Raw genomic sequence first — 23,973 nt, forward strand, 5'->3', positions numbered from 1 at the left:
CTCAGTACCTCACTCGCGGGTCGATGAGCGCCGCGATGACGTCGACGATGAAGTTGGTCAGCGCCACGATGACGGCGAGCAGGGCGACGATGCCCTGCACGGCCACGAAGTCGCGGGCCTGGAGGTACTCGGCGAGCTGGAAGCCGAGGCCCTTCCACTCGAAGGTGGTCTCGGTGAGGACGGCGCCGCCGAGCAGCAGGGCGATCTGCAGGCCGATCACGGTGATGATCGGGATGAGCGCCGGCCGGTAGGCGTGGGTGCGGACGAGCCGGAACTCGCTGACGCCGCGCGAGCGCGCCGCGTCCACGTAATCGGTGCCGAGCGTGCCGATCACGTTGGTGCGCACCAGGCGCAGGAAGATGCCCGCGGTGAGCAGGCCCAGCGCGACGGCGGGGAGCACCGCGTGAGAGAGCACGTCCGAGATCGCGGCCGGGTCGCCGGTCTGGATCGCGTCGATCAGGTAGATGCCGGTCTTGTTCTCGAGGAACTGGAGCGAGAGCTCGGTGCTCGTCGAGGCGCGCCCGGCGACGGGGAACCACTTCAGCCAGACGGAGAACACCAGCTTCAGCAGCAGGCCCGCGAAGAACACCGGGGTCGCGTAGCAGAGGATCGCGAAGATGCGCAGCACCGCGTCGGGCGTGCGGTCGCGGTGGTAGGCGGCGAGCATCCCGAGCGGGATGCCGACCAGGAACGCCACGATCAGGGCGTAGAAGGCCAGCTCGACCGTCGCGGCGCCGTAGGTGAGGAGCACCTCGGTCACGGGGCGGTTGTCGCTCAGAGTGGTGCCGAAGTCGCCGGTCAGCAGCTTGCCGAGGTACTCGAGGTACTGCACGATCAGCGGCCGGTCGTAGCCGGCGGCGGCCACACGCTCGGCGAGCTGGTCCGCGGTCAGGCGGCCGCCGAGGGCCGCCGTGATCGGGTCGCCCGTGGAGCGCATGAGGAGGAACACCAGCGTCACGAGGATGAAGACGGTGGGGATGATGAGCAGGAAGCGGACGAGCAGGTAGCGCCCGAGTCCGCCCCCGGAGCCGCGCGGTCGCCGGGTGGGCGCCGTCGCCGCAGCCGTCGTGGCTGTCGTCACGTGATGCCTTTCGTGGAGAACGGCCGGCGCCTCCTGTCGGGGAGGCGCCGGCCGCGAGGGGGTGGATCAGCCCTTGCTGAGTGCCGCGTAGCGGAACTTGAACGAGGCGTCGAGGGTGTCCTCGGCTCCGCTCACGGTGCTGCCGACGACCGCGACCTGCGAGCCCTGCAGGTAGGGGACGGTCGAGAGTTGCGCCGCGACCTTCTCCTGGATCTGCTCGATCAGCGCGGTGCGCGCGTCGGCGTCGGTGGTCGAGACCTGCTGCGCGATCAGGCTCTGCACCTCGGCGTCGTCGAAGTGGTTCGCGAGGAAGTTCTCCTTGATGAAGAACGGCGAGAGGTAGTTGTCGGCGTCGGAGTAGTCGGGGAACCAGCCGAGCTGGTACGCCGGGTAGACGTCGCTCGAGCGGTCCTTCGAGTACTGCACCCACTCCGTGGTCTGCAGGTTCACGGTGAAGAGGCCGGTCGACTCCAGCTGGTCCTTGATCAGCGCGTACTCGTCGCCCGAGGACGGACCGTAGTGGTCGTTCGAGTACTGCAGGTTCAGGGTGACCGGAGCGGTGACGCCTGCGGCCTCGAGGGTCGCCTTCGCCTTGTCCGCGTCGGGCGCGCCGTTGCCGTCGCCGTAGAGCGACTTGAGCGGCTCGACCGCGCCCGTCAGGCCGGCGGGGACGTAGGAGTAGAGGGGGGTGTAGGTGCCCTTGTAGACCTGGTCGGCGATCTCGTCGCGGTCGATCAGGTCGGCGACGGCCTGGCGCACGGCGAGGGCCTTGGCGCTGTCGGCCTCACCGGTCGTCGCGCCGAAGGGCTGGGTGTCGAAGTTGAAGACGATGTAGCGGATCTCGCCGCCGGGGCCGTCCACGACCTTGACCGTGTCGTTGCCGCGGAGGTCGTCGATGTCCGTCGCCGAGAGGCTGCGGAACGCGACGTCGATGTTCCCCTCCTGGATGTCCAGCTTGAGGTTGGACGAGTCCGCGTAGTACTTGACGTTGACGGTGTCCGTCTTCGCCTCGCCGAGAACGCCCTGGTAGTCCGGGTAGGCCTTGTACTGGATGAGGTTGTTCACGTCGTAGTTCGCGATCGTGTACTGGCCGGCGAAGGCGTCGCCCGAGACGATGTCGGCGTCCGCGGTCAGCTCGTCGGCCGAGAAGACCTCCTCGTCCACGATCGGGCCGGCGGGGCTCGAGAGGATCTGCGGGAAGGTCTGGTCGTTCTCGGACTTCAGCGTGAAGACCACGGTCGTGTCGTCCGGAGCCGCGACGCTGTCGAGGTTCGCCAGGAGCGAGGACGGGCCGTTCTCGGCCGCGATGCCGACCTGGCGGTCGAAGGAGAACTTCACGTCGGAGGAGGTGAGGTCGTGGCCGTTGGCCCACTTCAGTCCCTCCTTCAACTTCACGGTGTACTCCGTGGGAGCGGTGAACTCCGCCGAATCGGCGATGTCGGGCTCGACGTCCGGGCTGCCGTACGGGGTGTTCATCAGGAACGGGAACACCTGGTTCATCACGGCGAACGAGCCGTTGTCGTAGGAGCCCGCGGGGTCGAGCGTCGTGATCTTGTCGGTGGTGCCGATGGTCAGGGCCCCTCCGGCGCTGCCGCCGGACGAGTCGTTCCCGCCGGCGGCGCAGCCCGTCAGCACGAGCGCGACCGCGGCGAAGCCTGCGGCGGCGGCCAGTGCACGGGTGCCGCGAGTGGATGCGGAATTCATCTCCGTCTGCCTCTTCCTGTCAAGGATGGGATGCGGGCGCGCTCCGGGCGCGCGGACTCTCGGCGCACAGATCTCCTGTGGGCTGTGGCGTCACGACACTGGACGCCCGCATTGCTGTTCCTCATAGGTAACACAGTTGGAAGCGCTCTCCGAACCGGCACGGGCGTGCGGCCGATTTCTTCACACGACCGCAACACGCTCACTCCGTGCGCAGCGCCCGCTTCTCGCGCTCGAGCTCGACCAGGCGCACCTGCACCGCGCGCGCCATCACCGGATCGGCGGACGCGCGCTGGAGCGCCCCGCGCAGCTCGGCGATCTCGCGGAGCAGGTCGCGCTCGATGAGCGAGATCGCCACGTCGCGGGAGTAGCGGGCGAGCCCCTCCTCGTCGGCGGCCGGGATCGGCGCCACCGCGAGCTGGTGCACCAGCGAGGCGAAGGGGCCGGGGACGTCGTCGGCGACGTGCTCGACCCAGTCGCGGTCCTCCGCCCGCTCGAGGTTCGCGACCACGGCGTCGCGGACCACGCGGAGGGTCTCGTTGGTGACCGCCGCGTGCGCCGCCCGGGCCAGGAGCTCCGGACCCATCGCCTGCGGAAGCTGGAGCATCGCCATCAGCGCCTCGCGCTCGATGCGCGTGACGACGTCGACGGGGAGGTCGGCGATGCGCGCGCCGAGGGGCGCCTCGGCCGCGGACGATTCGCCGCCGCCCCGCCCGCCCTGCTGGTCGCGGCCCTCGGGTCCGGAGGAGCGGGGCCGGGATCCGGCGGAGCGCACGGCGGAGTTGACCTCGGCCATGTCCAGGCCGAGCATCCGGGCGAGCTCGCGGGAGTAGCCGGGCCGCAGCGCCGGGTCGCGGATCTCGGCGACGACCGGGGCGGCCGCGCGCAGGGCCGCGATCCGGCCCTCGACCGTCTCGAGGTCGTAGCGGTCCAGCAGCTGCCTGATAACGAACTCGAACATCGGCTTCTTGTCGTCGATGAGGCGGCGGACGGCGTCGTCTCCGCGGTTCAGGCGGAGGTCGCAGGGGTCCAGGCCCTCGGGCGCGACGGCGACGAAGGTCTGCGCGGCGAAGCGGTGCTCCTCCTGGAACGCGCGCATCGCCGCCTTCTGGCCCGCCGCGTCGGGGTCGAAGGTGAAGACGACCTCGCCGACGCCGCTGTCGTCGCCCAGCACCCGGCGCAGCACCTTGATGTGGTCGACGCCGAAGGAGGTGCCGCAGGTGGCGACCGCGGTGGTGACGCCGGCGAGGTGGCAGGCCATGACGTCCGTGTAGCCCTCGACGACGACCACCCGGTGCCCGCGGGAGATGTCCCGCTTGGCGAGGTCGAGCCCGTAGAGCACCTGGGACTTGTGGTAGACGGGCGTCTCGGGGGTGTTGAGGTACTTGGGGCCCTTGTCCTCCTCGAGGAGGCGGCGGGCGCCGAAGCCGACGGTCTGGCCGGTCACGTCGCGGATCGGCCAGACGAGGCGGCCGCGGAAGCGGTCGTAGACGCCGCCGCGGTTGTTGCTGCTGACCAGGCCGGCCGTGGTCAGCTCCTCCTCCGAGAAGCCGCGGCGCTTGAGCGCGGTCGTGAGCCCGTCCCAGCCGTCGGGTGCGAAGCCGACGCCGAAGCGGTCGGCGGCGGCGCGGTCGAAGCCCCGCTCGCCGAGGAAGCGCCGGCCGACGTCGGCGCCCGGGGTCGCGAGCTGCTCGCGGAAGTACTCCTCCGCGGCGTCGTTCGCGGCGAGGAGGCGCGCTCGCCCGCCGGTCTCGGGCGCGCGGCCGTCGCCGTCCTCGTACTGCAGCGGGAAGCCGATCCGACCGGCGAGGCGCTCGACGGTCTCGCTGAACGAGCTGTGGTCCATCTTCATGATGAAGCTGTAGACGTCGCCCGACTCCTGGCAGCCGAAGCAGTGGTAGAAGCCGGCCTGCGGGCGGACGTGGAAGCTGGGGCTGCGCTCGTCGTGGAAGGGGCAGAGGCCCTTCAGCGAGCCGATGCCGGCCGACTTCAGCGTGACGTACTCGCCGATCACGTCGCCGATGTTCACCCGCGCCTTGACCTCCTCGACATCTGACTGTCGGATCCGAGGCATGGGGTCCATCGTATCGGCCGCCGGGGCCGCCGAGCCGGGGTGGGGAGAACTGCACCAGGGCGGCGCGGATCACCCCGAGACCTGTGATCCACCCGCACCCCGAGATCAGGGTCATCCCTGATCCGCACCCGCCCGCCGTCTCCGAGAATCGACCCATGCCCCCTGCCGCCTCCCGCCCGCCTCTCCTGCGTGCTCTGCTCGTCGCCCTGCTCGGCGGTCTCGTCCTGGGCGGGCTCACCAGCCTGCTGCAGGGCTCCCTCCCGCCGTCGGTGAGCTCGTTCGCCAACTCCTCCGGGGGCTGGTCCATGCTCGTGTTCGCGCTCTCGCGCCTCGGCGGCGCCCGACCGGCGGCGGCGACCGCTCTCGGCCTGCTGAGCTTCTGGGCGCTGCTCGAGGGCTACGACCTGGTGACCGCGGCGCGCGGCTTCGGCTACGCGCCTCCCTTCACGGACGTCTTCTGGCTGCTCGCCGTCCCCGCGGGGCCGATCCTGGGCGCCGCCGCCGCGCTCACCCTCCACGGCTCGAGGACGTGGCGCGTCCTGGCTGTCGCGCCGCTCTCGGGCGTGCTGATCGGCGAGGGCGTCTGGGCGCTGGGCGCGGTCGCCGACACCACGAGTCCGGTGTACTGGTGGCTCCAGATCGTCCTGGGCGCGGGCTTCCTCGTCCTGGCCGTCGTGCGGAAGAGGCCGCGCGCACTCGTCTCGCTCGCGGCGCTCGGCGTCACCGCGGCGGCCGCCGTCGCCTTCTTCGTCGTCTACTCCGCGCTGTGAAGCGTTCGAGAGGGTCGTCGCGGACCCTCCGCGCACTCGCGGGTTCCGCCCTCCTCCTGGCCCTCGCCGGATGCACCACCACCGCGGACGCCCCGGTCGCGCCGCCGTCGTCCGCCTCCGTGCCGTCGTCGGCGTCCTCCGCCACCCCTCCTCCGATCGACGTCTCCGCCGAGCTGGCCGTGCTCGAGAACGAGTTCGACGCCCGGATCGGCGTCAGCGCCGTCGACACCGGCTCGGGTCGCCGGGTCGATCACCGGGCCGACGAGCGCTTCGGCTTCGCCTCGAGCCTCAAAGCCCTCGCCGCGGCGGAGTTCCTGCGCACCGTCCCCGCCGCCGAGCGGGACGAGGTGGTCACCTGGACCGTGGCCGACGTCGAGGCGGCGGGCTACTCCCCCGTCACGGAGGAGGCCACCGCCACCGGCCTGCCGCTGTCGCAGCTCGCCGAGGCGGCCGTCCGCCGGAGCGACAACACAGCGCTGAATCTTGTCCTCCGGCGCCTCGGCGGACCCTCCGCCCTCGACCGTGGACTCGAGGCTCTCGGCGACACCACCACCGAGGTGGTGAGCGAGGAGCCCGCTCTGAACACGATCGAGCCCGGCAGCATCGACGACACCACCACCCCGGCCGCGTTCACGGCCGACCTCGCCGCTGTCGCCACAGGTGACGTGCTGTCCGCGGAGGACCGGGCACTCCTGCTCGACTGGATGAGCGGCAACGCGACCGGCGACACTCTCGTCCGGGCGGGCGCTCCGGCCGGCTGGAGCGTCGCGGACAAGTCCGGGGGCGCCGGCGGGATCCGCAACGACGTCGCCGTGGTGACGCCTCCCGGGCGGGACGCGGTCGTGCTGTCGATCCTCTCGACGCGCAACGACCCCGAGGCGGACTACGACGACGCGCTGGTCGCCCGCGCCGCGGCCGTCGTGCTGGGAGCCCTGCGGTAGCGTCCGCCCGGCGTCAGCAGTGCCGGTTCACGTAGCCCGGTGCGCCACGGGGGACGACGTCGCGGTCGCGGAGGGTGACCGAGATGCTCCGGCCCTGCGCGGCGCAGGCCTCGGAGTAGGCGGACCGGCCGTTGTCGGTGTACTCGATCTCGTAGACCTGCCGCCCGTAGACGTCCGTGTACGCCGCGCACTCGTCGTAGACCTGGCACTCCTCGACGACGGCGAAGTCGAAGCCGACCGTCCCCTTCCCGGCAGCGGCGAGATCGGCTCCGTTCTTCTGGCCGATCGCCAGGCCGGAGCGGTGAGCGCGCGCCGTCAGGAGGGTGGCGAACGCCAGCGCCTGCGACTTGGTCAGCCTCCCACCCGAGCGGGTGTAGCTGTCCAGATTATCGGCCTCGACGGCGTCGAAGCCGTCCTCGGCGCAGCCGTCGATCCAGGCGCCGACGATCGCGAGCAGAGCGGTCCGCTTCGCGGCGGTCGAGACGTCGAAGAGGTACTCGTCCGGCCAGCCCGGATCGGCGAGGGGCTTCCCGTCCGCTCGCGTCACCAGGAGCTCGGGGTGCCGCTTCGCGAAGGCGGCGCTCTCGCCGGGCTGGGTCTGGAAGGCGTTCACGTAGCAGATGCTGTAGCGGCCGGCGGCGGGCGCGTCCGTGCGGTCGCGGTCGACGATGGTGACGCTCGACGCCGGAGCGTAGGCGCCTCCCAGCTGGTAGTCGAGGACGCCGTTCGCGGGAGGGAGCAGCGGTGCCGCCGAGGCCGCGGCGGGCTGGATCAGCAGCAGCCCCGCGACGACCAGGGCGAGGAGGCCGAGACGGGGCCGACGCGGCCTCATCCGGGAGCTCCCGGCGTGCGCCCTGCGGCTCGCACGCCCGTGGCCTCCGGCAGCGCGCCGAGTGCGAGCTCGCCGATGGCCGCGATGCGGTCCGCCGGTGCTCCGTCGCGGGCCTGCGTCGACATCCCGCTGAGCACGACGACGACGAAGGCGGCGACGGATCCGGCGTCCGTCTCCGGCGGCACGTCGCCCTCCTCGATCCCGCGCTCGACTCGTGCGGCGACGAGCGCCTCCATCTCGCGGCGACGGGCCTCGAGCCGCGGCTCGCTCAGCACGAAGCAGCCGGCAGGAGTGCCGGGCGCGGAGTACCCCTCCGCACTGACGCGGACGACGGCGGCGACGGCGTCGCGCGCCGTCGGCCGGTGCGAGTACAGCATCGGCTTGCTCATCGCCGACCGTGCCGCGATGCGGTCGACCCGCGCTCCCGCCAGCCCGTCCGCCGCGAACTCCTCCGTCGCCGCCTCGAGGATCCGCTGCCGTGTCCGCTCCGCTCCCACGCCCTCACCGTACCCGCCGCCCCGCGCCCCTCCGCGCCTCGCGGTGCGGTGCCCTCCCCGCCCTCCGAGCCGACCGGCCGACCCGCACACCAGCACATCGCCTCAGACGACGCACCCGGCTCCCTGGAACCCACCACCCCGACAAGCCGACCGCGGTGACGCCTGGCGGTGACCGGCGTGCCCCGGCACCGCTGAACGGCCGATCCGCGTGCCAGCGGATCGCCCCAGGCGGACGCACCCCGCTCCACGAATCGCACTACCCCGACAAGCCGACCGCGGTGACGCCTCGCGGTGACCGTCGTGCACCGGCACCGCCGAACGGCCGATCCGCGTGCCAGCGGATCGCCCTAGGCGGACGCACCCCGCTCCACGGAACGCACCACGTCGCCAAGCCGACCGCGCCACGCCGGGCAGGGACCGGCGTGGAATCGAGCACCGCCGACCGCGCCACGCCGGGCAGGGACCGGCGTGGAATCGAGCACCGCCGACCGCGCCACGCCGGGCAGGGACCGGCGTGCCACCGGCACCGCCGAACGGCCGATCCGCGTGCCAGCGGATCGCCCTAGGCGGACGCACCCCGCTCCACGAACCGCACCACCCCGAGAAGCCGACCGCGCCACGCCGGGCGAGGACCGGCGTGGGATCGAGCACCGCCGAACGGCCGATCCGCGCAACAGCGGATCGCCCTAGGCGGACGCACCCCGCTCCCTGGAACGCACCACCTCGACAAGCCGACCGCGGTGACGCCGGGCAGGGACCGGCGGCACAGCTGAGCCGGGCGCCGCCCGGCTCAGCGCATCAGCACAGCCTCTCGAACCAGGCGAGGGCGCTCTGGTCGGTGAGGTTGGCGACCTGGTCGACGACGACGCGGCGGCGGGCGTCGTCGTCGGGGGCGGCGTGCCAATCCTCGGCGAAGCCGGGCTCGAGGGTTCCCGGGCCGCGGTCGAGGAGGGTGTCGGCGAGGCGGGTGAGGACTTCGCGCTGCTGGGCGTAGATGGGCTGGCGGGTGTTCCGCGACATCACGAACGTCGCGACGATCCCCTTGAGCACGGCGATCTCGGCCTGCTGCTCGCGGGGGACGACGACGTGGCCGCCGAAGCGGACGAGGTCGGGGTGCTGGTACGCCTCGCGGGTGGCCTCGGTGGCGGCGGCGGCGAAGCGGCCGATGAGCTGGCTGGTGAGGTTCTTGAGCCGGGCCTGGTCGCGGCGGGAGCCGTCCCAGGAGGAGACCCACACGTCGAGCGAGTCGAGACGGTCGAAGGCGGCGACGAGCTCGTCGTGGCCGACCTCCCCGCCGACCCAGGAGTGCATCGACTGCACGAGGTCCTCGTGGTCGGCGCGGGAGCCGAGTGCTTCGACGTCGATGTAGCCGGAGACCACCGCGTCCTCGAAGTCGTGCACGGAGTACGCGATGTCGTCCGAGAGGTCCATCACCTCGGCCTCGATGCAGCGCACCCCCTCGGGGGCGCCCTCGCGCATCCAGGCGAACGCGGGGGCGTCGTCGGCGTAGAACCCGAACTTGGCGCGCCCCGACGGGTCCGCGACCGAGCGCGTGTCGGGCCAGGGGTACTTGCAGCTCGCGTCGATGCTGGCGCGGGTGAGGTTCAGCCCGTAGGGGCGGGCGTCGTCGCCGAACACCTTCGGCTCGAGCCGCGTGAGCAGCCGGAAGGTCTGCGCGTTGCCCTCGAAGCCGCCGATCCCCTCGGCCCAGGTGTTGAGCGCGCGCTCGCCGTTGTGCCCGAACGGCGGATGCCCGATGTCGTGCGCGAGGCAGGCCGTGTCGACGACGTCGGGGTCGAGGTCGAGGCTCGTGGCGAGCTCCCGGCCGATCTGCGCCACCTCGAGCGAGTGGGTCAGGCGGTTGCGCGCGAAGTCGACGCCCGCCGTGGGGCTGAGCACCTGGGTCTTCGCGGCCAGGCGGCGGAGCGCGCTGGAGTGGAAGAGCCGGGCGCGGTCGCGGGCGAAGTCGGAGCGGCGGGTCGAGTGGTCCTCCGGCAGGAATCGCTCGGTGTCGACGAGCGAATACCCCCAGAGCGCGCGGTCATCCACCGCTGTTGTGGATCTCGGCGGCCGAGACCGCGTCGCGCTGCCCGGCGTCGAGCTCGCGGGACTCGAGCCAGCGGTCCGGGAGGGAGGGGACCTTGGGCGAGCCGGCGCGGCCCCGCTGCCCCTCGGCCGCCTCGCCCGGATAGGGCTGCGTCCAGTCGAGCGTCGCCAGGAGCTCGTCGAGCTGCGCGAGCGACTCGACGGTGGCCAGGCGAGCGCGGAGGTCGCCGCCGACGGCGTAGCCCTTGAAGTACCAGGCGACGTGCTTGCGGATGTCGCGGCAGCCGCGCTCCTCGCTCTCGAAGAAGTCGACGAGCAGCTCCGCGTGGCGGCGGAACGCCTCGGCGACCTGTCCGAGCGAAGGGCGGAACCGCTCGTCGGAGCCGGCGAACGCGGCGGCGAGGTCGCCGAAGAGCCAGGGGCGCCCGAGGCAGCCGCGACCGACGACGACTCCGTCGCAGCCCGTCTCGGCCATCATCCGCAGCGCGTCCTCGGCCGACCAGATGTCGCCGTTGCCCAGCACGGGCACGCTTGTGACCGTCTCCTTGAGCGTGGCGATCGCCGACCAGTCGGCGTGCCCGCTGTAGAACTCGGAGGCGGTGCGCGCGTGCAGCGCGATCGACGCGACTCCGGCGCCCTCGGCGGCACGGGCGGCCTCGAGGTAGGTGAGGTGGTCCGGGTCGATGCCCTTGCGCATCTTGACGGTGAGCGGGACGTCGCCGGCGGCCTTCACGGCGCCCTCGACGATCTGCCGGAACAGCGGGAGCTTCCACGGCAGGGCCGCTCCCCCGCCCTTCCGGGTGACCTTGGGCACGGGGCAGCCGAAGTTGAGGTCGATGTGGTCGGCCCGGTCCTCGGCGACGAGCATGGTGACCGCCTCGGCGACGGTGACCGGGTCCACTCCGTAGAGCTGGATCGAGCGCACCGACTCGCTGGGGTGGTGGCGGATGAGGCGCATCGATTCCGGCGTGCGCTCGACGAGCGCGCGGGAGGTGATCATCTCGCTCACGTAGAGGCCGTTGCCGAACTCGCGGCAGAGGCGGCGGAACGCCGTGTTGGTGATGCCCGCCATGGGGGCGAGCACCACCGGCGCGTCGAGTTCGAGGGGGCCGATCCGGAGCGCCGGCGCGGTGCGCGCGGGCGGGGCGGCCGTGAGAGTGGAGGACATCGGTATCGATTCTCCCAGATCCTGTGTTGGGGAAGGCGGAGTGACGAGCAGAGAGGTGGAGAGATGAACGGGAGCACACCTGTGGAGGACGGTTCGCAGCGGCTGGAGGCGGACGCGTCCGCCCGCGGCCTGGCGGTCGAGATCGTGGAGAGGCCCGCTGCCGGCAGCCTGCACGAGGCGGCCGCGCTGCTGGGCATCGAGCCCGGCGACATCGTGAAGTCGCTCGTGGTGAAGCGCCACGACGGCGGCTACCTGTTCGCCCTCGTCCCCGGCGGGCGGCAGATCGCGTGGCCGAAGCTGCGCGCGGTGGTCGGAGTGAACAAGCTCCGCCTCCCGGACGAGACGGCCGCCCTCGAGGCGACCGGCTACCGGCGCGGCACCATCACCCCGATCGGCTCCACGACGGCCTGGCCGGTCTACGCCGACGAGCGGATCCTCGGCCGCCGCGTCGCGATGGGAGCCGGCGCCGACGGGCGCAGCGCCTTCGTCGACGCGGACGCCCTCGTGGCCGCCTACGGCGCGACCGTGGCCGACATCACCGTGGAGGAGCCTCCGCGCTGATCGGCGGCACCTCGGCCTGCGGTTCCGCTTCCGTGGCCGGCGGCACGGCGCAGACGCCGTCCTCGCACAACGGCCCGCCGGAGTCGCCCAGCATCTCGAACGGCCCGCTCACGCGACGGCCGCCCGCTGCTCCAGCACGTGCTCGAGGACCTCGGTGAACGCCGCCGGCTCCTGGGCGCCGGAGACGCCGAAGCGCCCGTCGAGGACGAAGAACGGCACCCCCGAGATCCCGTACTCGCGGGCCTGGGCGATGTCGGACTGCACCCGCCCGAGGTAGCGCCGGTCCTCGAGAGCGCGACGCGTCTCCGCCGGGTCGAGCCCGACCTCGCCGGCGAGCGAGGCGAGCACCTCCGGATCGGCCAGGTCGCGGCCCTCGACGAAGTACGCGCTCAGGAGACGCTCGACGAGCTCGAGCTGCAGTCCGTTCTCCTTGGCGTGGTGGAGCGCCTGGTGGGCGGTGACCGTCTTGACGTGGCGCACCGACTCGAAGTGGTAGTCGAGGCCGACGCCCGCCGCGATCGCCGTGACGGAGTCGAGCATCTGCTGCGCCTGCGCCTCCGGGATCCCCTTGTGCTCGGCGAGGAACGCCGCCTCTCCCCCGCGGTAGTCCTCCGGCGTGTCCGGCGAGAGCTCGAAGCTGCGGTACTCCACGACGACCTCCGGAGCCTCGGGGTGCGCGGCGCGGAAGGCCTCGAGACCGCGCTCGAACCGGCGCTTCCCGATGTAGCACCAGGGGCAGGCGATGTCGGACCAGACGTCGACGGACAGGGGGCTCGGCTCAGCACTCACCCCCAGGACAACGGAGGGGGCGCCCCGCTATTCCCGCAGCACGCGGACGAGCTCGTCCACGTCGGACTCGTCGTTCCAGAGGTGGAAGGCGATGCGGAGCCGGCCGCCGCGGCCCGAGACGCGCAGACCCGCGGCCTGCAGCAGCTCCAGGTCCGCTCCCCCCTCGTCCGGCCAGGACACGAGCGCCCGGTGCTGAGGCTCCCGGTCCAGCCGCTCGCACAGCAGGTCGCCGAGGCCGGAGGCGTGCGCCCAGACCGCGTCGAGGTCGAGCGAGCGGAACAGAGCGAGCGACGCCTCGGCGCCGGCGAACGCCTGCCAGGCCGGCGAGACGTCGAAGCGGCGGGCGTTCTCGGCCAGGTGCATGGCCGGTCCGTAGCAGGACGACCACACGTCCTCCCCCGAGTACCAGCCCGCCTGCACGGGGACGAGCTCGGCCGCGTAGGCGGGCGAGACGGTGAGGAACGCCACTCCGCGCGGCGAGCACAGCCACTTGTAGGCGTGGGTGAGGGTCGCGTCGAAGCGGGAGGCGTCGACCGGCAGGACGCCGGCCGCCTGCGTGAGGTCGCACGCGGTCCGCACTCCGTGGCGCGCGGCCGCCTCGAGGACGGCGTCGAGATCGGCGAGCGCTCCGCTGCTGGACTGCACGGCGGAGAAGACGACGAGGTCGTCCCCGTCCTCGACGGAGTCGGCCAGCGCCTCGAGCGCGACGGAGCGCACGGTCACTCCGCGGTGCGCCTGGGCGAGGAAGGGGAACACGATGGAGGAGAAGTCGCCGTCCACGCAGAGCACGCGGGCCCCGTCGGGCAGCGAGGCGGCGAGCACGGCGGCCATGGCGGAGGTCTGCGAGCCGATCGCGACACGGTCGACCGGGACGCCGGCGATCGCGGCGAACGAGGCACGCGCGCGCTCGGCGACAGCGCCGTAGGCGGCGGCCGTGCTCTCCCCGGACGACCAGCCGTCGAGGTCCGCCCGCAGCGCCTCGACGGTCTCCCGCGGCGGCAGGCCGAGGGTGCAGGCGTTGTGGTAGCCGCGGGCACCGGCGAAGCGCGCGCGCAGGTCGGCGGAGTTCGGCAGTGCGGTGCTCACCTCTCGAGGATGACGCTCCGGAGCCGGATCGCCAAGACCGGGGAGCGACCGGGCGCGTCGGCGGCGGGCCCGGTCAGCGGGCGGCGAGGGCGTGCGCCTGCTCGAGCACGGCGACGACCTCGCGGGCCTCGCGCACGTCGACCGGCGAGGGAGCGCCGTCCTGGAGCGACCGCGCGACCTGCTCGAGGAACGCGGCGTAGCGTCCCCGCTCACTCGGCACGGGGTGTGCGCCGGAGTCGTCGACGAGGACGCCCCATCCCTCCGGCGCGACCTCGCCGAAGCCGTCGTCGTCCGGTCGGGCGCCGCCGGTGCGGAGCGCGGTCTCCTGCGGATCGAGACCGTCGACGCTGAAGGCGGCGCGGGTGCCGAGCACGCGGAAGCGGGGGCCGGTCGCCCGGGCGACGCGGCTCATGGTGAGGTGGGAGCGGACGCCGCTGTGATGCAGGAGCGAGACGAACGCGTCGTCCTCGCTCGCCGAGCCCTCGTGGACGGTCCGGGTCTCGGCCGCCGTGACGACCGCCGGGCCGAACAGCAGCAGCGCCTGGTCGACCAGGTGGCTGCCGAGATCGAAGAGGATCCCGCCGCCCTCGGCCGGACCCGTCTCGCTCTGCCACCGGCCCGTCTTCGGCGCGCTCCAGCGCTCGAAGGTCGACTCGAAGCGGAGGACCTCGCCGAGGACCCCTTCGCCCAGGAGGCGGCGGAGCGTGAGCAGATCGGCGTCCCAGCGCCGGTTCTGGAAGACGAAGACGGGCGCACCGCTCCGCTCGGAGGCGGCGATGATCGCGTCCGCGTCGGCCGTGCTCGGTGCGAAGGGCTTGTCGATCACGACGGCGACCCCGGCCTCGAGCACCCGGACGGCCTGCTCCCGGTGCACCGACGGCGGCGAGGCGAGCACGACCAGCTCCGGCCGCTCGGCGAGCACCGCGTCGAGGTCGGGCACGATCCGGGCCTCCGGATGCGCGGCGGAGGCCGCGGCCCTCCGACCGGCGTCGCGGGTGGAGACGGCGACGACCTCGAACGCCGGGTCGGCCGCGAGGAACGGACCGTGGAAGACGCTGCCGGCGAGCCCGAAGCCGACGATCCCGGCCCGGATCACGAGGAGGCCCCCGGCACGTCGACCGCGCCGCCGAAGCGACGGGAGCGGCCGGAGTAGTGCTCGATCGCGTCCCAGAGGTCGGTCCGCGTGAAGTCCGGCCAGAGCCGGTCGAGGAACACCATCTCGGCGTAGGCGCTCTGCCAGAGCAGGAAGTTGCTGGTGCGCTGCTCGCCGGAGGAGCGCACGAAGAGGTCGACGTCCGGCATCTCGGGCACGTAGAGCGCCTTGGCGATCGTCTTCTCGGAGATGCCGGAGGGCTTGAGCCGCCCTGCCTGGACCTCGGCGGCGAGCCGCTGCACCGCGTCGGCGATCTCGGTGCGCCCGCCGTAGTTGACGCACATGGTGAGGGTGAGCACGTCGTTGTCCGCGGTCATCCGCTCGGCGAACTGCAGCTCGTTGATCACCGACGCCCACAGGCGCGGCTTCCGGCCGGCCCAGCGGATGCGCACGCCCCACTCGTTGAGCTGATCGCGGCGGCGGTGCAGCACGTCGCGGTTGAAGCCCATCAGGAAGCGCACCTCCTCGGGCGAGCGCTTCCAGTTCTCGGTCGAGAACGCGTAGACACTGAGGTGCTTCACGCCGATCTGGATCGCTCCGGCCACGACGTCCAGCAGCGCCGTCTCGCCGCGCTTGTGCCCCTCGATCCGAGTCAGGCCGCGGGAGTTCGCCCAGCGGCCGTTGCCGTCCATCACGATGGCGACGTGCCCCGGAACGGCCTTCCGCGGGATCGCGGGCGGATGGATCCCGGTCCAGTCGAGAGGGCGGTACGGCTCGGCGTCCTTGTGGGTGAAGGGCTTCATCGGGTGACGTGCTCCAGGGATCTCAGACCGCGTTCGAGGTGGAACTGCGTGTAGGCGGCGACCACTCCGCTCGCCCGCGACCGCGTGGTCGGCTCGGTGGTCTCGGCGTGGGCCCAGTCTCCCGTGAGCAGCGCACCCAGCAGGACCACGACCTCCGGAGCGACCCGCGGTGCTCCGGGCGGCGTGCAGTCGGCGCAGACGACGCCTCCGAGCTGCACCACGACCGCGCCGTGGGGCCCGGGGGCGCCGCAGCGCGCGCAGTCCTCGAAGCTGGGCGCCCAGCCCGCGATCGAGAGCGCCCGCAGGAGGTAGGAGTCGAGCGTCAGCACCGGCTCGTGCTCGTGCTTCGAGAGCGAGCGCAGGGCCCCGACGAGCAGCAGGTACTGCTGCAGGGAGGCGTCCGCGTCGGTGAGGCGGTCCGCCGTCTCGACCATCGCGCTCGCCGCCGTGTAGCTGTCGTAGTCGGCCGCGATCAGCGCACCGTAGGCGCCGAGCGACTCGGCCTGCGTGACGATGTCGAGGCTCCGGCCCTCGTAGAGCTGGAGGTCGGCGACCATGAACGGCTCGAGCCGCGAGCCGAACTTGGAGCCGGTCTTGCGCACGCCCTTCGCCACCGCGCGGATCTTGCCGTGGCTGCGCGAGAGCAGCGTCACGATGCGGTCGGCCTCGCCCAGCTTGTGCGTGCGGAGCACCACGGCTTCGTCGCGATAGGTGGGCATCCTCCGATTATCCCCCCGACCCCCGACACCCGGCTGGCAGCCCGGCCGGAGCAGGGCCCGCGCCGTGGAACGATGTCCGGGTGGCAGCCTCCCTCTTCGAGATCCCGGCCTGGGCCGACCTGCTCGCGATCGCCATCGGCTGCCTCCAGGGCGCGATGTTCGCGGGCGAGTTCCGCGACCGCCGGATCGACCTGCTCGGCGTCACGATCATCGGCACGGCCACCGGCCTCGGCGGCGGCGTGCTCCGCGATCTGCTGCTCCAGACGCCCCTGGTGGCCCTGCACACCGACGCGTACCTGATCGTCGCGGTGACCGCCTCCCTGCTCGGGATGCTGCTCCAGCACCTGCTGAACCGGGTCGACGGGACGATCACCGCCCTCGACGCGCTGACCCTCGGACTCTTCGGCGCGATCGGCACCACGAAGGCCCTGTCGCTCGGCGTGCCGGAGGTGCCGGCCGTGTTCGTCGGCACCGTCTCGGCCGTCGGCGGATCCGTCGTCCGCGACATCCTGCTGAACCGGCCGATCGCGCTGATGCACGTCGGCTCGCTCTACGCGGTCGCCGCCTCGGTGGGCACGGGCGTCCTGGTCCTCGCGCTGCGCTTCGGAGTGACGATCGACTTCGCCGCGCCGCTCGCGGTGGGCGTGACCACGGTCATCCGCCTGCTCGCGGTCCGCTACGGCTGGAGCCTGCCGGAGCAGCGCGCGCTCAGCGGGGTGCCGCGCCTGCGCTGGCGCCGCCGGACCTAGCGGCGGCCGACCCGGACGCAGGGAGCGGAGTCCCGCGCGGTCCGCGCACGGGAACGCCGGGGGAGCCGCGACGCATCACGGCTCCCCCGGCGGGGATCGGGCCCGATCAGGCGGAGGCGCCGGCCAGCTCGCGGACCGGGACCTCCTCGCGCAGGGCGCGGTTGACGGCCGAGACGATGGCCTTGAGGGAGGCGGTCGAGATGTCGGCGTCCACGCCCACGCCCCACAGGGTGCGGCCGTTCACCGTGCACTCGACGTACGAGGCGGCCAGCGCGTCGCCGCCGGCGCTGAGCGCGTGCTCGACGTAGTCGAGGACCCGGACCTCGACGCCCTGCTGCTCCAGCACGGCCTCGAAGGCGTTGATCGGGCCGTTGCCCCGCGAGCTGGCCGAGACGCGCTCGTCGCCCACCCGGAGGACCGCGTCCAGCGCGATGCTGCCGCCCAGATCGCTCGACGTGTTCGTGCGCAGCAGCTCGAAGCGGCCCCACTTCTCGTCGGCGCGCTCGGCGGGCGCGGGCAGGTACTCGTCCTGGAACACCGTCCAGATCTGCTCGCTCGTGACCTCGCCGCCCTCGGCGTCGGTCTTGGCCTGCACGACGCCCGAGAACTCGATCTGCAGCCGGCGCGGCAGGTCGAGCGCGTGGTCCGTCTTCAGCAGGTACGCGACTCCGCCCTTGCCGGACTGCGAGTTGACGCGGATGACCGCCTCGTAGGAGCGGCCCAGGTCCTTCGGGTCCACCGGCAGGTAGGGCACGGCCCAGGTGAGCTCGTCGACGCTGCGGCCGGTCCGCTCGGCCTCAGCCTGCATCGCCTCGAAGCCCTTCTTGATGGCGTCCTGGTGCGAGCCGCTGAAGGCGGTGAAGACCAGGTCGCCCGCCCAGGGGCTGCGCTCGGGCACGGGCAGCTGGTTGCAGTACTCGGCGGTGCGCTTGATGCCGTCCATGTCGCTGAAGTCGATCTGCGGGTCGATCCCCTGGGTGAACAGGTTCACGCCCAACGCGACCAGATCGACGTTGCCGGTGCGCTCGCCGTTGCCGAAGAGGCAGCCCTCGATCCGGTCGGCACCGGCCAGGTAGCCCAGCTCGGCCGCCGCCACGGCCGTGCCGCGGTCGTTGTGGGGGTGCAGCGACAGCACGATGTTCTCGCGCTGCGCGAGGTTGCGGCTCATCCACTCGATCGAGTCTGCGTAGACGTTCGGGGTGGCCATCTCGACGGTGGCGGGCAGGTTCAGGATGACCTTGCGCTCGGGAGTCGGCTCGAAGACCTCGACGACCCGGTCGCAGATCTCGCGGGCGAAGTCGAGCTCGGTGCCGGTGTAGCTCTCGGGCGAGTACTCGTAGTAGACGGCCGTGCCGGGGACGGTCGACTCCATCTCGCGGCACTTGCGGGCGCCGGCCAGCGCGATGTCGATGATGCCCTGACGGTCCTTGCGGAACACGACCTCGCGCTGCAGCACGCTCGTGGAGTTGTAGAGGTGCACGATCGCCTGGCGCGCGCCGCGGATCGACTCGTAGGTGCGCTCGATCAGGTGGTCGCGGGCCTGGGTCAGCACCTGGATGGTGACGTCCTCGGGGATCGCGCCCTCCTCGATGAGGCTGCGCACGAAGTCGAAGTCGGTCTGGCTCGCGCTCGGGAACCCGACCTCGATCTCCTTGTAGCCCATCCGGACCAGCAGATCGAACATGATGCGCTTGCGCTCGGGGCTCATCGGGTCGATGAGCGCCTGGTTGCCGTCGCGGAGGTCCACGGCGCACCAGCGGGGCGCGGTCGTGATGCGCTTCGACGGCCAGGTGCGGTCGGGCAGGTCCACGGCGATCAGCTCGTGGAAGGGACGGTACTTGCCGATCGGCATGGGCGACGGCTTCTGGTTGTTCAGCATGAGGTGCTCTCCCGGCGCAGTGGTGCGCACGTGTCTGTTCTCGCTCGTGACCGATCCCGCTCGCGTGCGGCTCCGCTGGTGGGCGGTGCCGGTCGGGCGGTCTCGCGGGGATCCGGATGCGGATCGACCTCGCGGGCGAGGGATGGTTCAGCCGACGACGGACTCCGCGACGAGGATGGCCTGAGGATCAGATCTCGTCGCGGCGGAGAAGGAGGAGCTGTCCGAAGCGCACCCGGTCAGGGTAGCACCGCCCCCGCGGCGCGTCACCCCGGCGTCCCGCTCTAGGAGACCAGGCCGTTCTCGTAGGCGTAGACCACCAGCTGCACGCGGTCGCGCAGGCCGAGCTTGCCGAGGGTGCGGCTGATGTGCGTCTTCACCGTCGCCTCGCTCAGGAACTCGGCGCGCGCGATCTCGGTGTTGCTCATCCCCCGCGCGGCCAGGTGGAAGATCTCGCGCTCGCGGTCGGTGAGGGTCGCGAAGGCGGGCGGGGTCTCGCGTCCGCTGCCCGCCGCTCCGAAGTGCTCGAAGAGCTCGCGGGTCGCGGAGGCGGCGACCACGGCGGTCCCCGCGTGCACGGTGCGGACGGAGGCGAGGAGGAAGCCGGGCTCCGTGTCCTTCAGGAGGAAGCCGCTCGCACCCGCCCGGATGGCGCGCGCGGCGGCCTCGTCGAGGTCGAAGGTGGTCAGCACGAGGATGCGCGGAGGCTCGACCCGCCGCTCCTGCGCGTCCGCGAGGATCCGCCGCGTCGACTCGATCCCGTCGACGCCCGGCATCCGGATGTCCATCAGCACGACGTCGGGGGCCAGCCGCGCGACCAGCTCCGCGCCCTCCGCCCCGTCCGAGGCCTCGCCGACCACCTCGAGGTCGGGCTGCGAGCCGAGCAGCATGCGGATGCCGGCGCGGAAGAGGGCCTGGTCGTCGACGAGGACGAGGCGGATGGTGTCGGTCATGCGGGGCTGCCTCCGGAGGCGAGGGGTAGGGCGGTGCGGGCGAGGGACGGGGAGGAGGGCAGGCGCGCGTCGACGACGAAGTCGTCCCCGACCGGGCCGGCGGCGAGCACTCCCCCGACGAGCGCGGCGCGCTCGCGCATGCCGACCAGGCCGTGGCCCTCACCGGGCAGGGAGTCGCGCTCGGCGTCGGCGCACCGGGCGTTCCGCACCGTCAGGGCGAGCTGGCCGCCGTCCTGGCGCAGGGCGATGTCGAGCGGGGAGCCCGGGCGCCCGTGCCGGAGCGCGTTCGTGGTCGCCTCCTGGGCGATGCGGTAGAGGGCGAGCCCGACGGCGCGCGGCACGGCCTCGAGGTCGACGTCGAGCTCGGCGCGGACGGGGGCGCCGGCGCCGCCCACGCTGTCGAGGAGGGCCGGCAGATCGCGTGCGCCGGGCTGCGGACCGTCGCTCTGCGAGTGCCGCAGCTGCGCGAGGAGCACGCGGACGTCACCGAGGGCGTCCCGCGCGACGGAGGAGATGGTGAGCAGGGCGGCGTCGGTCTGCTCGGGACTCGTGGCGCCGAGGTAGCGCGCGCCGTCGGCCTGCGCGATCACCACGGCGAGGGAGTGGGCGACGACGTCGTGCATGTCGCGGGCGATCCGGTTGCGCTCCTCCACGGTGTCGAGCTCGCGCTGCGCTCGGGCGCGCTCCTGCTCGGCCTGCGCGCGCAGGGTCTGGCCCTCCCGGGCCCGGCGGACCGCCCGCGAGAGCAGGCCGATGGTCCAGGAGAGGCCGAGCGTCGCGAGGATCCCGCCGAAGGTGGCTCCGGCCGACAGCAGGCCGTCGTAGGCGCTCGCGACGAGGTCGAAGACGAGGACGAGGTAGACCACGGCGACCACGGCGCCGAGGACGGCCGACACCGCGCCCGCGATCCGCACCCGTCGCGACTCCGACGCGCCGGCGCCGAAGAGGACGGCCAGGATGGCCAGATCCGCCGGTCCGGGAGTGAGGCTCGCGCTCATCTGCAGGGCGGCACCGGCCCAGGCGATCGAGAGGGCGAGGACCGGTGACCGCCGGTGCAGTACCAGCGCGACCGCGAGCACGCCCGCGACCAGCAGCTGCATCGCGCCGTCCACCCCGGCGAACGGGAGGCCGGCGACGAGGAGGAGCACCAGCGCCTGACCGCCGGCGACCCCCACCGCGAAGGGGTCCTGCGGGCCGGCGACCCGGGTCAGCAGCGCGTCGATCCGATCGCCCGCGAGGACCGGCGCCCGCAGCGCGTTGAGGTACACGAGGACCTTCGCCGCACCGAGCACGGAGGCGACTGCGAGGGCGACCAGGGCGAGGACCACGAACTCCACGCGGGCGGGGAGCCCGGACGGATCGAGCGGACCGGAGAGGCCGAGCGCGACGGTGACGCCGCCGATCCCGGCGAGGATGAGGCCGCCCGCGAGCGCCAGGGCACGGGTCCAGGGCCCCACGCGGCGGGTCGTCTGCCAGAGGACGACCAGGCCGACGAGCACCCCGTCGACGGGGATGCCGCCCAGGAGGACGCCCCCGTCGGCGAGCGCGCCGACCGCGACGAGCGAGGGGGCGAGCGCGGGCAGGAAGCCCGCGACCGCGAGGGCCAGCGCCAGCACGAGGCCGCCGGCGATCCGCTCGGTCGGAGTGACCCCGGTGAGCCCGAGCAGCAGGTGGAGCGCGGCGAGCACCGCCCCGGCGATCGGCAGGGCCGCCGGTCGGTCGAGGAGGGCGCGCATGAGGACCACGCTACGGGTCCGTGCGCCCGGGGGCGTCGTCCTGGAGGGTGACCGCCGTCGTCCCTCCGGCGTCAGAAGCCCAGGCGCCCCAGGAGCTTCGGGTCGCGCTGCCACTCCTTGGCGACCTTCACCCGGATCGAGAGGAACACGCGGCGGCCCAGCAGGCGCTCGATCTGCTCGCGGGAGACGGCTCCCACCTCGCGCAGGCGCTGGCCGCCCTTGCCGATGATGATGCCCTTCTGGCTGTCGCGCTCCACGAAGACGTTGGCGTAGATGTCGACCAGCGAGCCGTCCTCGCGCTCGACCATGTCGTCGAGCGTCACGGCGAGGGAGTGCGGCAACTCGTCCGAGACGCCCTCGAGGGCGGCCTCGCGGATGAACTCGGCGATCCGCGAGGACAGGTCCTCGTCGGTCACCGCCTCCTCCGGGTAGAGGGCGGGCGAGACCGGCATCAGGCGCAGGAGCTCGACGGCCAGGACGTCCAGCTGCTCCTCGGTCACGGCCGAGATCGGCACGATCGTGTCCCACTCGCGGAGCTCCGAGACGGCGAGCAGCTGCTTCGCCACGGACTTCTTCGAGGAGAGGTCGACCTTCGAGACGATCGCGACCTTCCGGGCGCGCGGGAAGGAGTCGAGCTGCTCGTTGATGAAGCGGTCTCCGGGGCCGATCGGCTCGTCCGCCGGGAACAGCATCCCGATGACGTCGACGTCGCCGAGGGTCGAGGTGACGAGCGAGTTCAGCCGCTCGCCGAGAAGCGTGCGCGGCCGGTGGATGCCGGGGGTGTCGACGACGATCAGCTGGCCGTCGGTGCGGTGCACCACTCCGCGGATAGCGCGCCGCGTGGTCTGGGGCTTCGAGCTCGTGATGGCGATCTTCTCGCCGACGAGGGCGTTCGTGAGCGTCGACTTGCCCACGTTCGGGCGGCCGACGAAGGACACGAAGCCCGCCCGGTAGGGAGCGGCGGCGGGAGTGGTGTCGGTCATCGTGCGTCCTCGTGCTGATCGCCCGTGGCTCCGCGGGTGGGAGCCGTGCTCGGGCTGGGGGTAGTGGTGCCGCCGTCCGCGATGATCGCGACGGGGCCGGTGCCGGGCTCGCCGGCGGTGTCCAGATCGGGATCGCGGCGGACGATCACCGTGGAGATGGTCCCACGGCGCGGGTCCGCCTGCTCGGCCTCGAGCAGCACTCCGCCGATCCGCGCCGTCGCGCCGCGCTCGGGGAGGCGCCCGTAGGCCTTGGTCAGCAGTCCGCCGACCGAGTCGACGTCGTCGTCCTCGAGGTCGAGCTCGAACAGCTCGCCGAGCTCGTCCACCGGCAGGCGCGCCGAGACGCGGTAGACCCCGGGCGCCGTCTCCTCGAAGAGGTCGACCTCGCGGTCGTACTCGTCGGAGATGTCGCCGACGAGCTCCTCGATCAGGTCCTCGAGCGTCACCAGGCCCGCGATGCCGCCGTACTCGTCGACCACCATCGCGAGGTGGTTGGACTCGAGCTGCATCTGGCGGAGCAGCTCGTCGGCCTTCTTCGACTCGGGCACGAACAGCGCGGGGCGCGCGAGATCGGCGACCGTGTCGTCGTCGTCCGGCCGCTCGTAGGTGTGCCGGGCCACGTCGCGCAGGTAGAGCACGCCGAGGACGTCGTCGACGCCGTCGCCGATGACGGGGAGCCGGGAGATGCCGCGGCTCAGCAGGAGCCCCATGCCGGCGCCGACGGAGGAGGTCGCTTCGATCGTCACCATGTCGGTGCGGGGCACCATCACCTCGCGGACGAAGGTGTCGTTGAATTCGAAGATCGAGTGGATCAGCTCGCGGTCGTCCTGCTCGAGCACGTCCTGCTCGGTCGCCTCGTCGACCATGCTGAGCAGCTGCTCCTCGGAGGAGAACCCCGCCGAGCGCCCGGTCCCCGGGGTCACCCGGTTGCCGAGGGCCACGAGCCCGTGCGCGACCGGACCCAGCGCGAGCCGGAGCACGTGCACGAGCGAGGCGCTGGTGGACAGGACCGCGCGGGCGTTGGCGCGCCCGACGCTGCGGGGGCTGGAGCCGACCAGGACGAACGAGACCGCCGCCATGATCAGGACCGCCAGCAGGAGCGCGAGCCAGAGCTGCGGGACCTCGACGACCAGCACCGTGGTGACGAACACCGCGGCCGTCGTCTCGGCCGCGATCCGCGAGAAGTTGACGACGTTGACGTGGGCGCTCATGTCGCCCGCGATCGCGCGGAGAGCGCGGGCGCTGCGGGAGTGCTGGGCCATGTCGAGCAGGTCGCTGCGCGAGAGGACGCCGAGGGCGGCGTCGGTCGCGGCGAACCAGCCGCCGACGGCGACGAGCGCGAGGGCGGCGATGAGGAGCTGGAGAGTGGGCACGGCGCGCTCTAGCGGCGTCGCTCGCTGATGTGGAAGCCGACCAGGATGTCGCGCTGGATGCCGAACATCTCGCGCTCCTCCTCCGGCTCGGCGTGATCGAAGCCGAGCAGGTGCAGGAGCCCGTGGGCGGTCAGCAGCTGCA

General features: G+C 72.7%; 22 protein-coding genes. 4 read left to right on the forward strand and 18 right to left on the reverse strand.

Going from position 1 to position 23,973, the window contains the following annotated elements:
• Nucleotide 1 precedes the first annotated feature (1 nt).
• The 3 genes from C5C49_RS01990 to dnaG form a co-directional block, all read right to left on the reverse strand.
• Nucleotides 2-1,081, reverse strand: coding sequence for an ABC transporter permease (locus C5C49_RS01990; RefSeq protein ID WP_104223444.1), 1,080 nt, complete (start codon nucleotides 1,079-1,081; stop codon nucleotides 2-4).
• 66 nt (nucleotides 1,082-1,147) lie between these two features.
• Nucleotides 1,148-2,785 carry an ABC transporter substrate-binding protein gene (locus C5C49_RS01995; RefSeq protein ID WP_104345286.1) on the reverse strand — a complete coding sequence of 546 codons (1,638 nt, stop codon included), beginning with the start codon at nucleotides 2,783-2,785 and terminating at the stop codon, nucleotides 1,148-1,150.
• A 199-nt stretch (nucleotides 2,786-2,984) separates the two neighbouring features.
• Nucleotides 2,985-4,856 carry a DNA primase gene (gene dnaG, locus C5C49_RS02000; protein WP_104345287.1) on the reverse strand — a complete coding sequence of 624 codons (1,872 nt, stop codon included), beginning with the start codon at nucleotides 4,854-4,856 and terminating at the stop codon, nucleotides 2,985-2,987.
• A gap of 155 nt (nucleotides 4,857-5,011) precedes the next feature.
• Between dnaG and C5C49_RS02005 the strand changes: the two genes are divergently transcribed.
• Nucleotides 5,012-5,626, forward strand: a complete 615-nt coding sequence (locus C5C49_RS02005; protein ID WP_181135684.1) for a DUF6518 family protein — start codon at nucleotides 5,012-5,014, stop codon at nucleotides 5,624-5,626.
• Complete coding sequence (bla, locus tag C5C49_RS02010) at nucleotides 5,623-6,567, forward strand: class A beta-lactamase (RefSeq protein WP_104345288.1); 945 nt, start codon at nucleotides 5,623-5,625, stop codon at nucleotides 6,565-6,567. The genes C5C49_RS02005 and bla overlap by 4 nt, the downstream gene beginning before the upstream one ends.
• A gap of 13 nt (nucleotides 6,568-6,580) precedes the next feature.
• On the opposite strand, the gene C5C49_RS02015 is transcribed toward bla, so the two are convergent.
• The 4 genes from C5C49_RS02015 to dusB form a co-directional block, all read right to left on the reverse strand.
• Nucleotides 6,581-7,399 carry an endo alpha-1,4 polygalactosaminidase gene (locus tag C5C49_RS02015; protein ID WP_104345289.1) on the reverse strand — a complete coding sequence of 273 codons (819 nt, stop codon included), beginning with the start codon at nucleotides 7,397-7,399 and terminating at the stop codon, nucleotides 6,581-6,583.
• Complete coding sequence (locus C5C49_RS17240) at nucleotides 7,396-7,896, reverse strand: TetR family transcriptional regulator (protein ID WP_181135685.1); 501 nt, start codon at nucleotides 7,894-7,896, stop codon at nucleotides 7,396-7,398. Before C5C49_RS17240 ends, C5C49_RS02015 begins: the two co-directional genes overlap by 4 nt.
• Nucleotides 7,897-8,694: 798 nt before the next feature.
• Nucleotides 8,695-9,945: a deoxyguanosinetriphosphate triphosphohydrolase gene (locus tag C5C49_RS02025; RefSeq protein WP_104223438.1), complete on the reverse strand. Its 1,251-nt coding sequence runs from the start codon at nucleotides 9,943-9,945 to the stop codon at nucleotides 8,695-8,697.
• A complete protein-coding gene (dusB, locus tag C5C49_RS02030) occupies nucleotides 9,938-11,110 on the reverse strand; it encodes a tRNA dihydrouridine synthase DusB (protein ID WP_104223437.1) in 1,173 nt (390 codons plus the stop codon). The genes C5C49_RS02025 and dusB overlap by 8 nt, the downstream gene beginning before the upstream one ends.
• A gap of 63 nt (nucleotides 11,111-11,173) precedes the next feature.
• Between dusB and C5C49_RS02035 the strand changes: the two genes are divergently transcribed.
• Entirely contained in the window at nucleotides 11,174-11,671 is a 498-nt protein-coding gene (locus tag C5C49_RS02035) for an aminoacyl-tRNA deacylase (protein WP_104223436.1), read from the forward strand.
• A 108-nt stretch (nucleotides 11,672-11,779) separates the two neighbouring features.
• Here the strand turns inward: C5C49_RS02035 and C5C49_RS02040 are convergent, their stop codons facing one another.
• The 5 genes from C5C49_RS02040 to recO form a co-directional block, all read right to left on the reverse strand.
• Entirely contained in the window at nucleotides 11,780-12,460 is a 681-nt protein-coding gene (locus C5C49_RS02040; RefSeq protein WP_104226692.1) for a DsbA family protein, read from the reverse strand.
• Between the two features lie 27 nt (nucleotides 12,461-12,487).
• Complete coding sequence (locus C5C49_RS02045) at nucleotides 12,488-13,546, reverse strand: aminotransferase class V-fold PLP-dependent enzyme (protein WP_104283503.1); 1,059 nt, start codon at nucleotides 13,544-13,546, stop codon at nucleotides 12,488-12,490.
• Nucleotides 13,547-13,619: 73 nt separating this feature from the next.
• Nucleotides 13,620-14,642, reverse strand: a complete 1,023-nt coding sequence (locus C5C49_RS02050) for a Gfo/Idh/MocA family oxidoreductase (protein WP_104335068.1) — start codon at nucleotides 14,640-14,642, stop codon at nucleotides 13,620-13,622.
• Complete coding sequence (locus C5C49_RS02055; RefSeq protein ID WP_104234456.1) at nucleotides 14,639-15,442, reverse strand: isoprenyl transferase; 804 nt, start codon at nucleotides 15,440-15,442, stop codon at nucleotides 14,639-14,641. The genes C5C49_RS02050 and C5C49_RS02055 overlap by 4 nt, the downstream gene beginning before the upstream one ends.
• The gene (gene recO, locus C5C49_RS02060) at nucleotides 15,439-16,161 is read right to left on the reverse strand and encodes a DNA repair protein RecO (RefSeq protein WP_104223431.1); all 723 of its coding nucleotides are present in this window, start codon (nucleotides 16,159-16,161) and stop codon (nucleotides 15,439-15,441) included. Before recO ends, C5C49_RS02055 begins: the two co-directional genes overlap by 4 nt.
• Nucleotides 16,162-16,241: 80 nt before the next feature.
• Between recO and C5C49_RS02065 the strand changes: the two genes are divergently transcribed.
• Nucleotides 16,242-16,910: a trimeric intracellular cation channel family protein gene (locus C5C49_RS02065; RefSeq protein ID WP_104223430.1), complete on the forward strand. Its 669-nt coding sequence runs from the start codon at nucleotides 16,242-16,244 to the stop codon at nucleotides 16,908-16,910.
• A gap of 106 nt (nucleotides 16,911-17,016) precedes the next feature.
• Here the strand turns inward: C5C49_RS02065 and leuA are convergent, their stop codons facing one another.
• From leuA to ybeY, 6 genes are all read right to left on the reverse strand, one after another.
• Nucleotides 17,017-18,789: a 2-isopropylmalate synthase gene (gene leuA / locus C5C49_RS02070; RefSeq protein WP_104238221.1), complete on the reverse strand. Its 1,773-nt coding sequence runs from the start codon at nucleotides 18,787-18,789 to the stop codon at nucleotides 17,017-17,019.
• A gap of 281 nt (nucleotides 18,790-19,070) precedes the next feature.
• Nucleotides 19,071-19,739, reverse strand: coding sequence for a response regulator transcription factor (locus C5C49_RS02075; RefSeq protein WP_104234459.1), 669 nt, complete (start codon nucleotides 19,737-19,739; stop codon nucleotides 19,071-19,073).
• On the reverse strand, nucleotides 19,736-21,475 hold the full coding sequence (locus tag C5C49_RS02080) for a sensor histidine kinase (RefSeq protein WP_146084818.1): 1,740 nt from the start codon (nucleotides 21,473-21,475) through the stop codon (nucleotides 19,736-19,738). Before C5C49_RS02080 ends, C5C49_RS02075 begins: the two co-directional genes overlap by 4 nt.
• Before the next feature lie 71 nt (nucleotides 21,476-21,546).
• Entirely contained in the window at nucleotides 21,547-22,458 is a 912-nt protein-coding gene (gene era, locus C5C49_RS02085) for a GTPase Era (RefSeq protein WP_104345292.1), read from the reverse strand.
• A complete protein-coding gene (locus tag C5C49_RS02090; RefSeq protein WP_104223425.1) occupies nucleotides 22,455-23,831 on the reverse strand; it encodes a hemolysin family protein in 1,377 nt (458 codons plus the stop codon). Before C5C49_RS02090 ends, era begins: the two co-directional genes overlap by 4 nt.
• A gap of 8 nt (nucleotides 23,832-23,839) precedes the next feature.
• On the reverse strand, nucleotides 23,840-23,973 hold a 134-nt coding region (gene ybeY, locus C5C49_RS02095), incomplete at its 5' end, for an rRNA maturation RNase YbeY (RefSeq protein ID WP_181135686.1).

Source organism: Rathayibacter sp. AY1E2 (assembly GCF_002932325.1).
Taxonomy (GTDB): Bacteria; Actinomycetota; Actinomycetes; order Actinomycetales; family Microbacteriaceae; genus Rathayibacter.

Coding starts and splice junctions, on each gene's coding strand:
- C5C49_RS02035 (WP_104223436.1), top strand. CDS start 11,174: ATGAACGGGAGCACACCTGTGGAGGACGGTTCGCAGCGGCTGGAGGCG.
- C5C49_RS01995 (WP_104345286.1), bottom strand. CDS start 2,785: ATGAATTCCGCATCCACTCGCGGCACCCGTGCACTGGCCGCCGCCGCA.
- leuA (WP_104238221.1), bottom strand. CDS start 18,789: ATGCTGAACAACCAGAAGCCGTCGCCCATGCCGATCGGCAAGTACCGT.
- C5C49_RS02015 (WP_104345289.1), bottom strand. CDS start 7,399: ATGAGGCCGCGTCGGCCCCGTCTCGGCCTCCTCGCCCTGGTCGTCGCG.
- C5C49_RS02080 (WP_146084818.1), bottom strand. CDS start 21,475: ATGCGCGCCCTCCTCGACCGACCGGCGGCCCTGCCGATCGCCGGGGCG.
- era (WP_104345292.1), bottom strand. CDS start 22,458: ATGACCGACACCACTCCCGCCGCCGCTCCCTACCGGGCGGGCTTCGTG.
- dnaG (WP_104345287.1), bottom strand. CDS start 4,856: ATGCCTCGGATCCGACAGTCAGATGTCGAGGAGGTCAAGGCGCGGGTG.
- dusB (WP_104223437.1), bottom strand. CDS start 11,110: ATGTCCTCCACTCTCACGGCCGCCCCGCCCGCGCGCACCGCGCCGGCG.
- recO (WP_104223431.1), bottom strand. CDS start 16,161: ATGCCCACCTATCGCGACGAAGCCGTGGTGCTCCGCACGCACAAGCTG.
- C5C49_RS02005 (WP_181135684.1), top strand. CDS start 5,012: ATGCCCCCTGCCGCCTCCCGCCCGCCTCTCCTGCGTGCTCTGCTCGTC.
- C5C49_RS02055 (WP_104234456.1), bottom strand. CDS start 15,442: ATGAAGCCCTTCACCCACAAGGACGCCGAGCCGTACCGCCCTCTCGAC.
- C5C49_RS02075 (WP_104234459.1), bottom strand. CDS start 19,739: ATGACCGACACCATCCGCCTCGTCCTCGTCGACGACCAGGCCCTCTTC.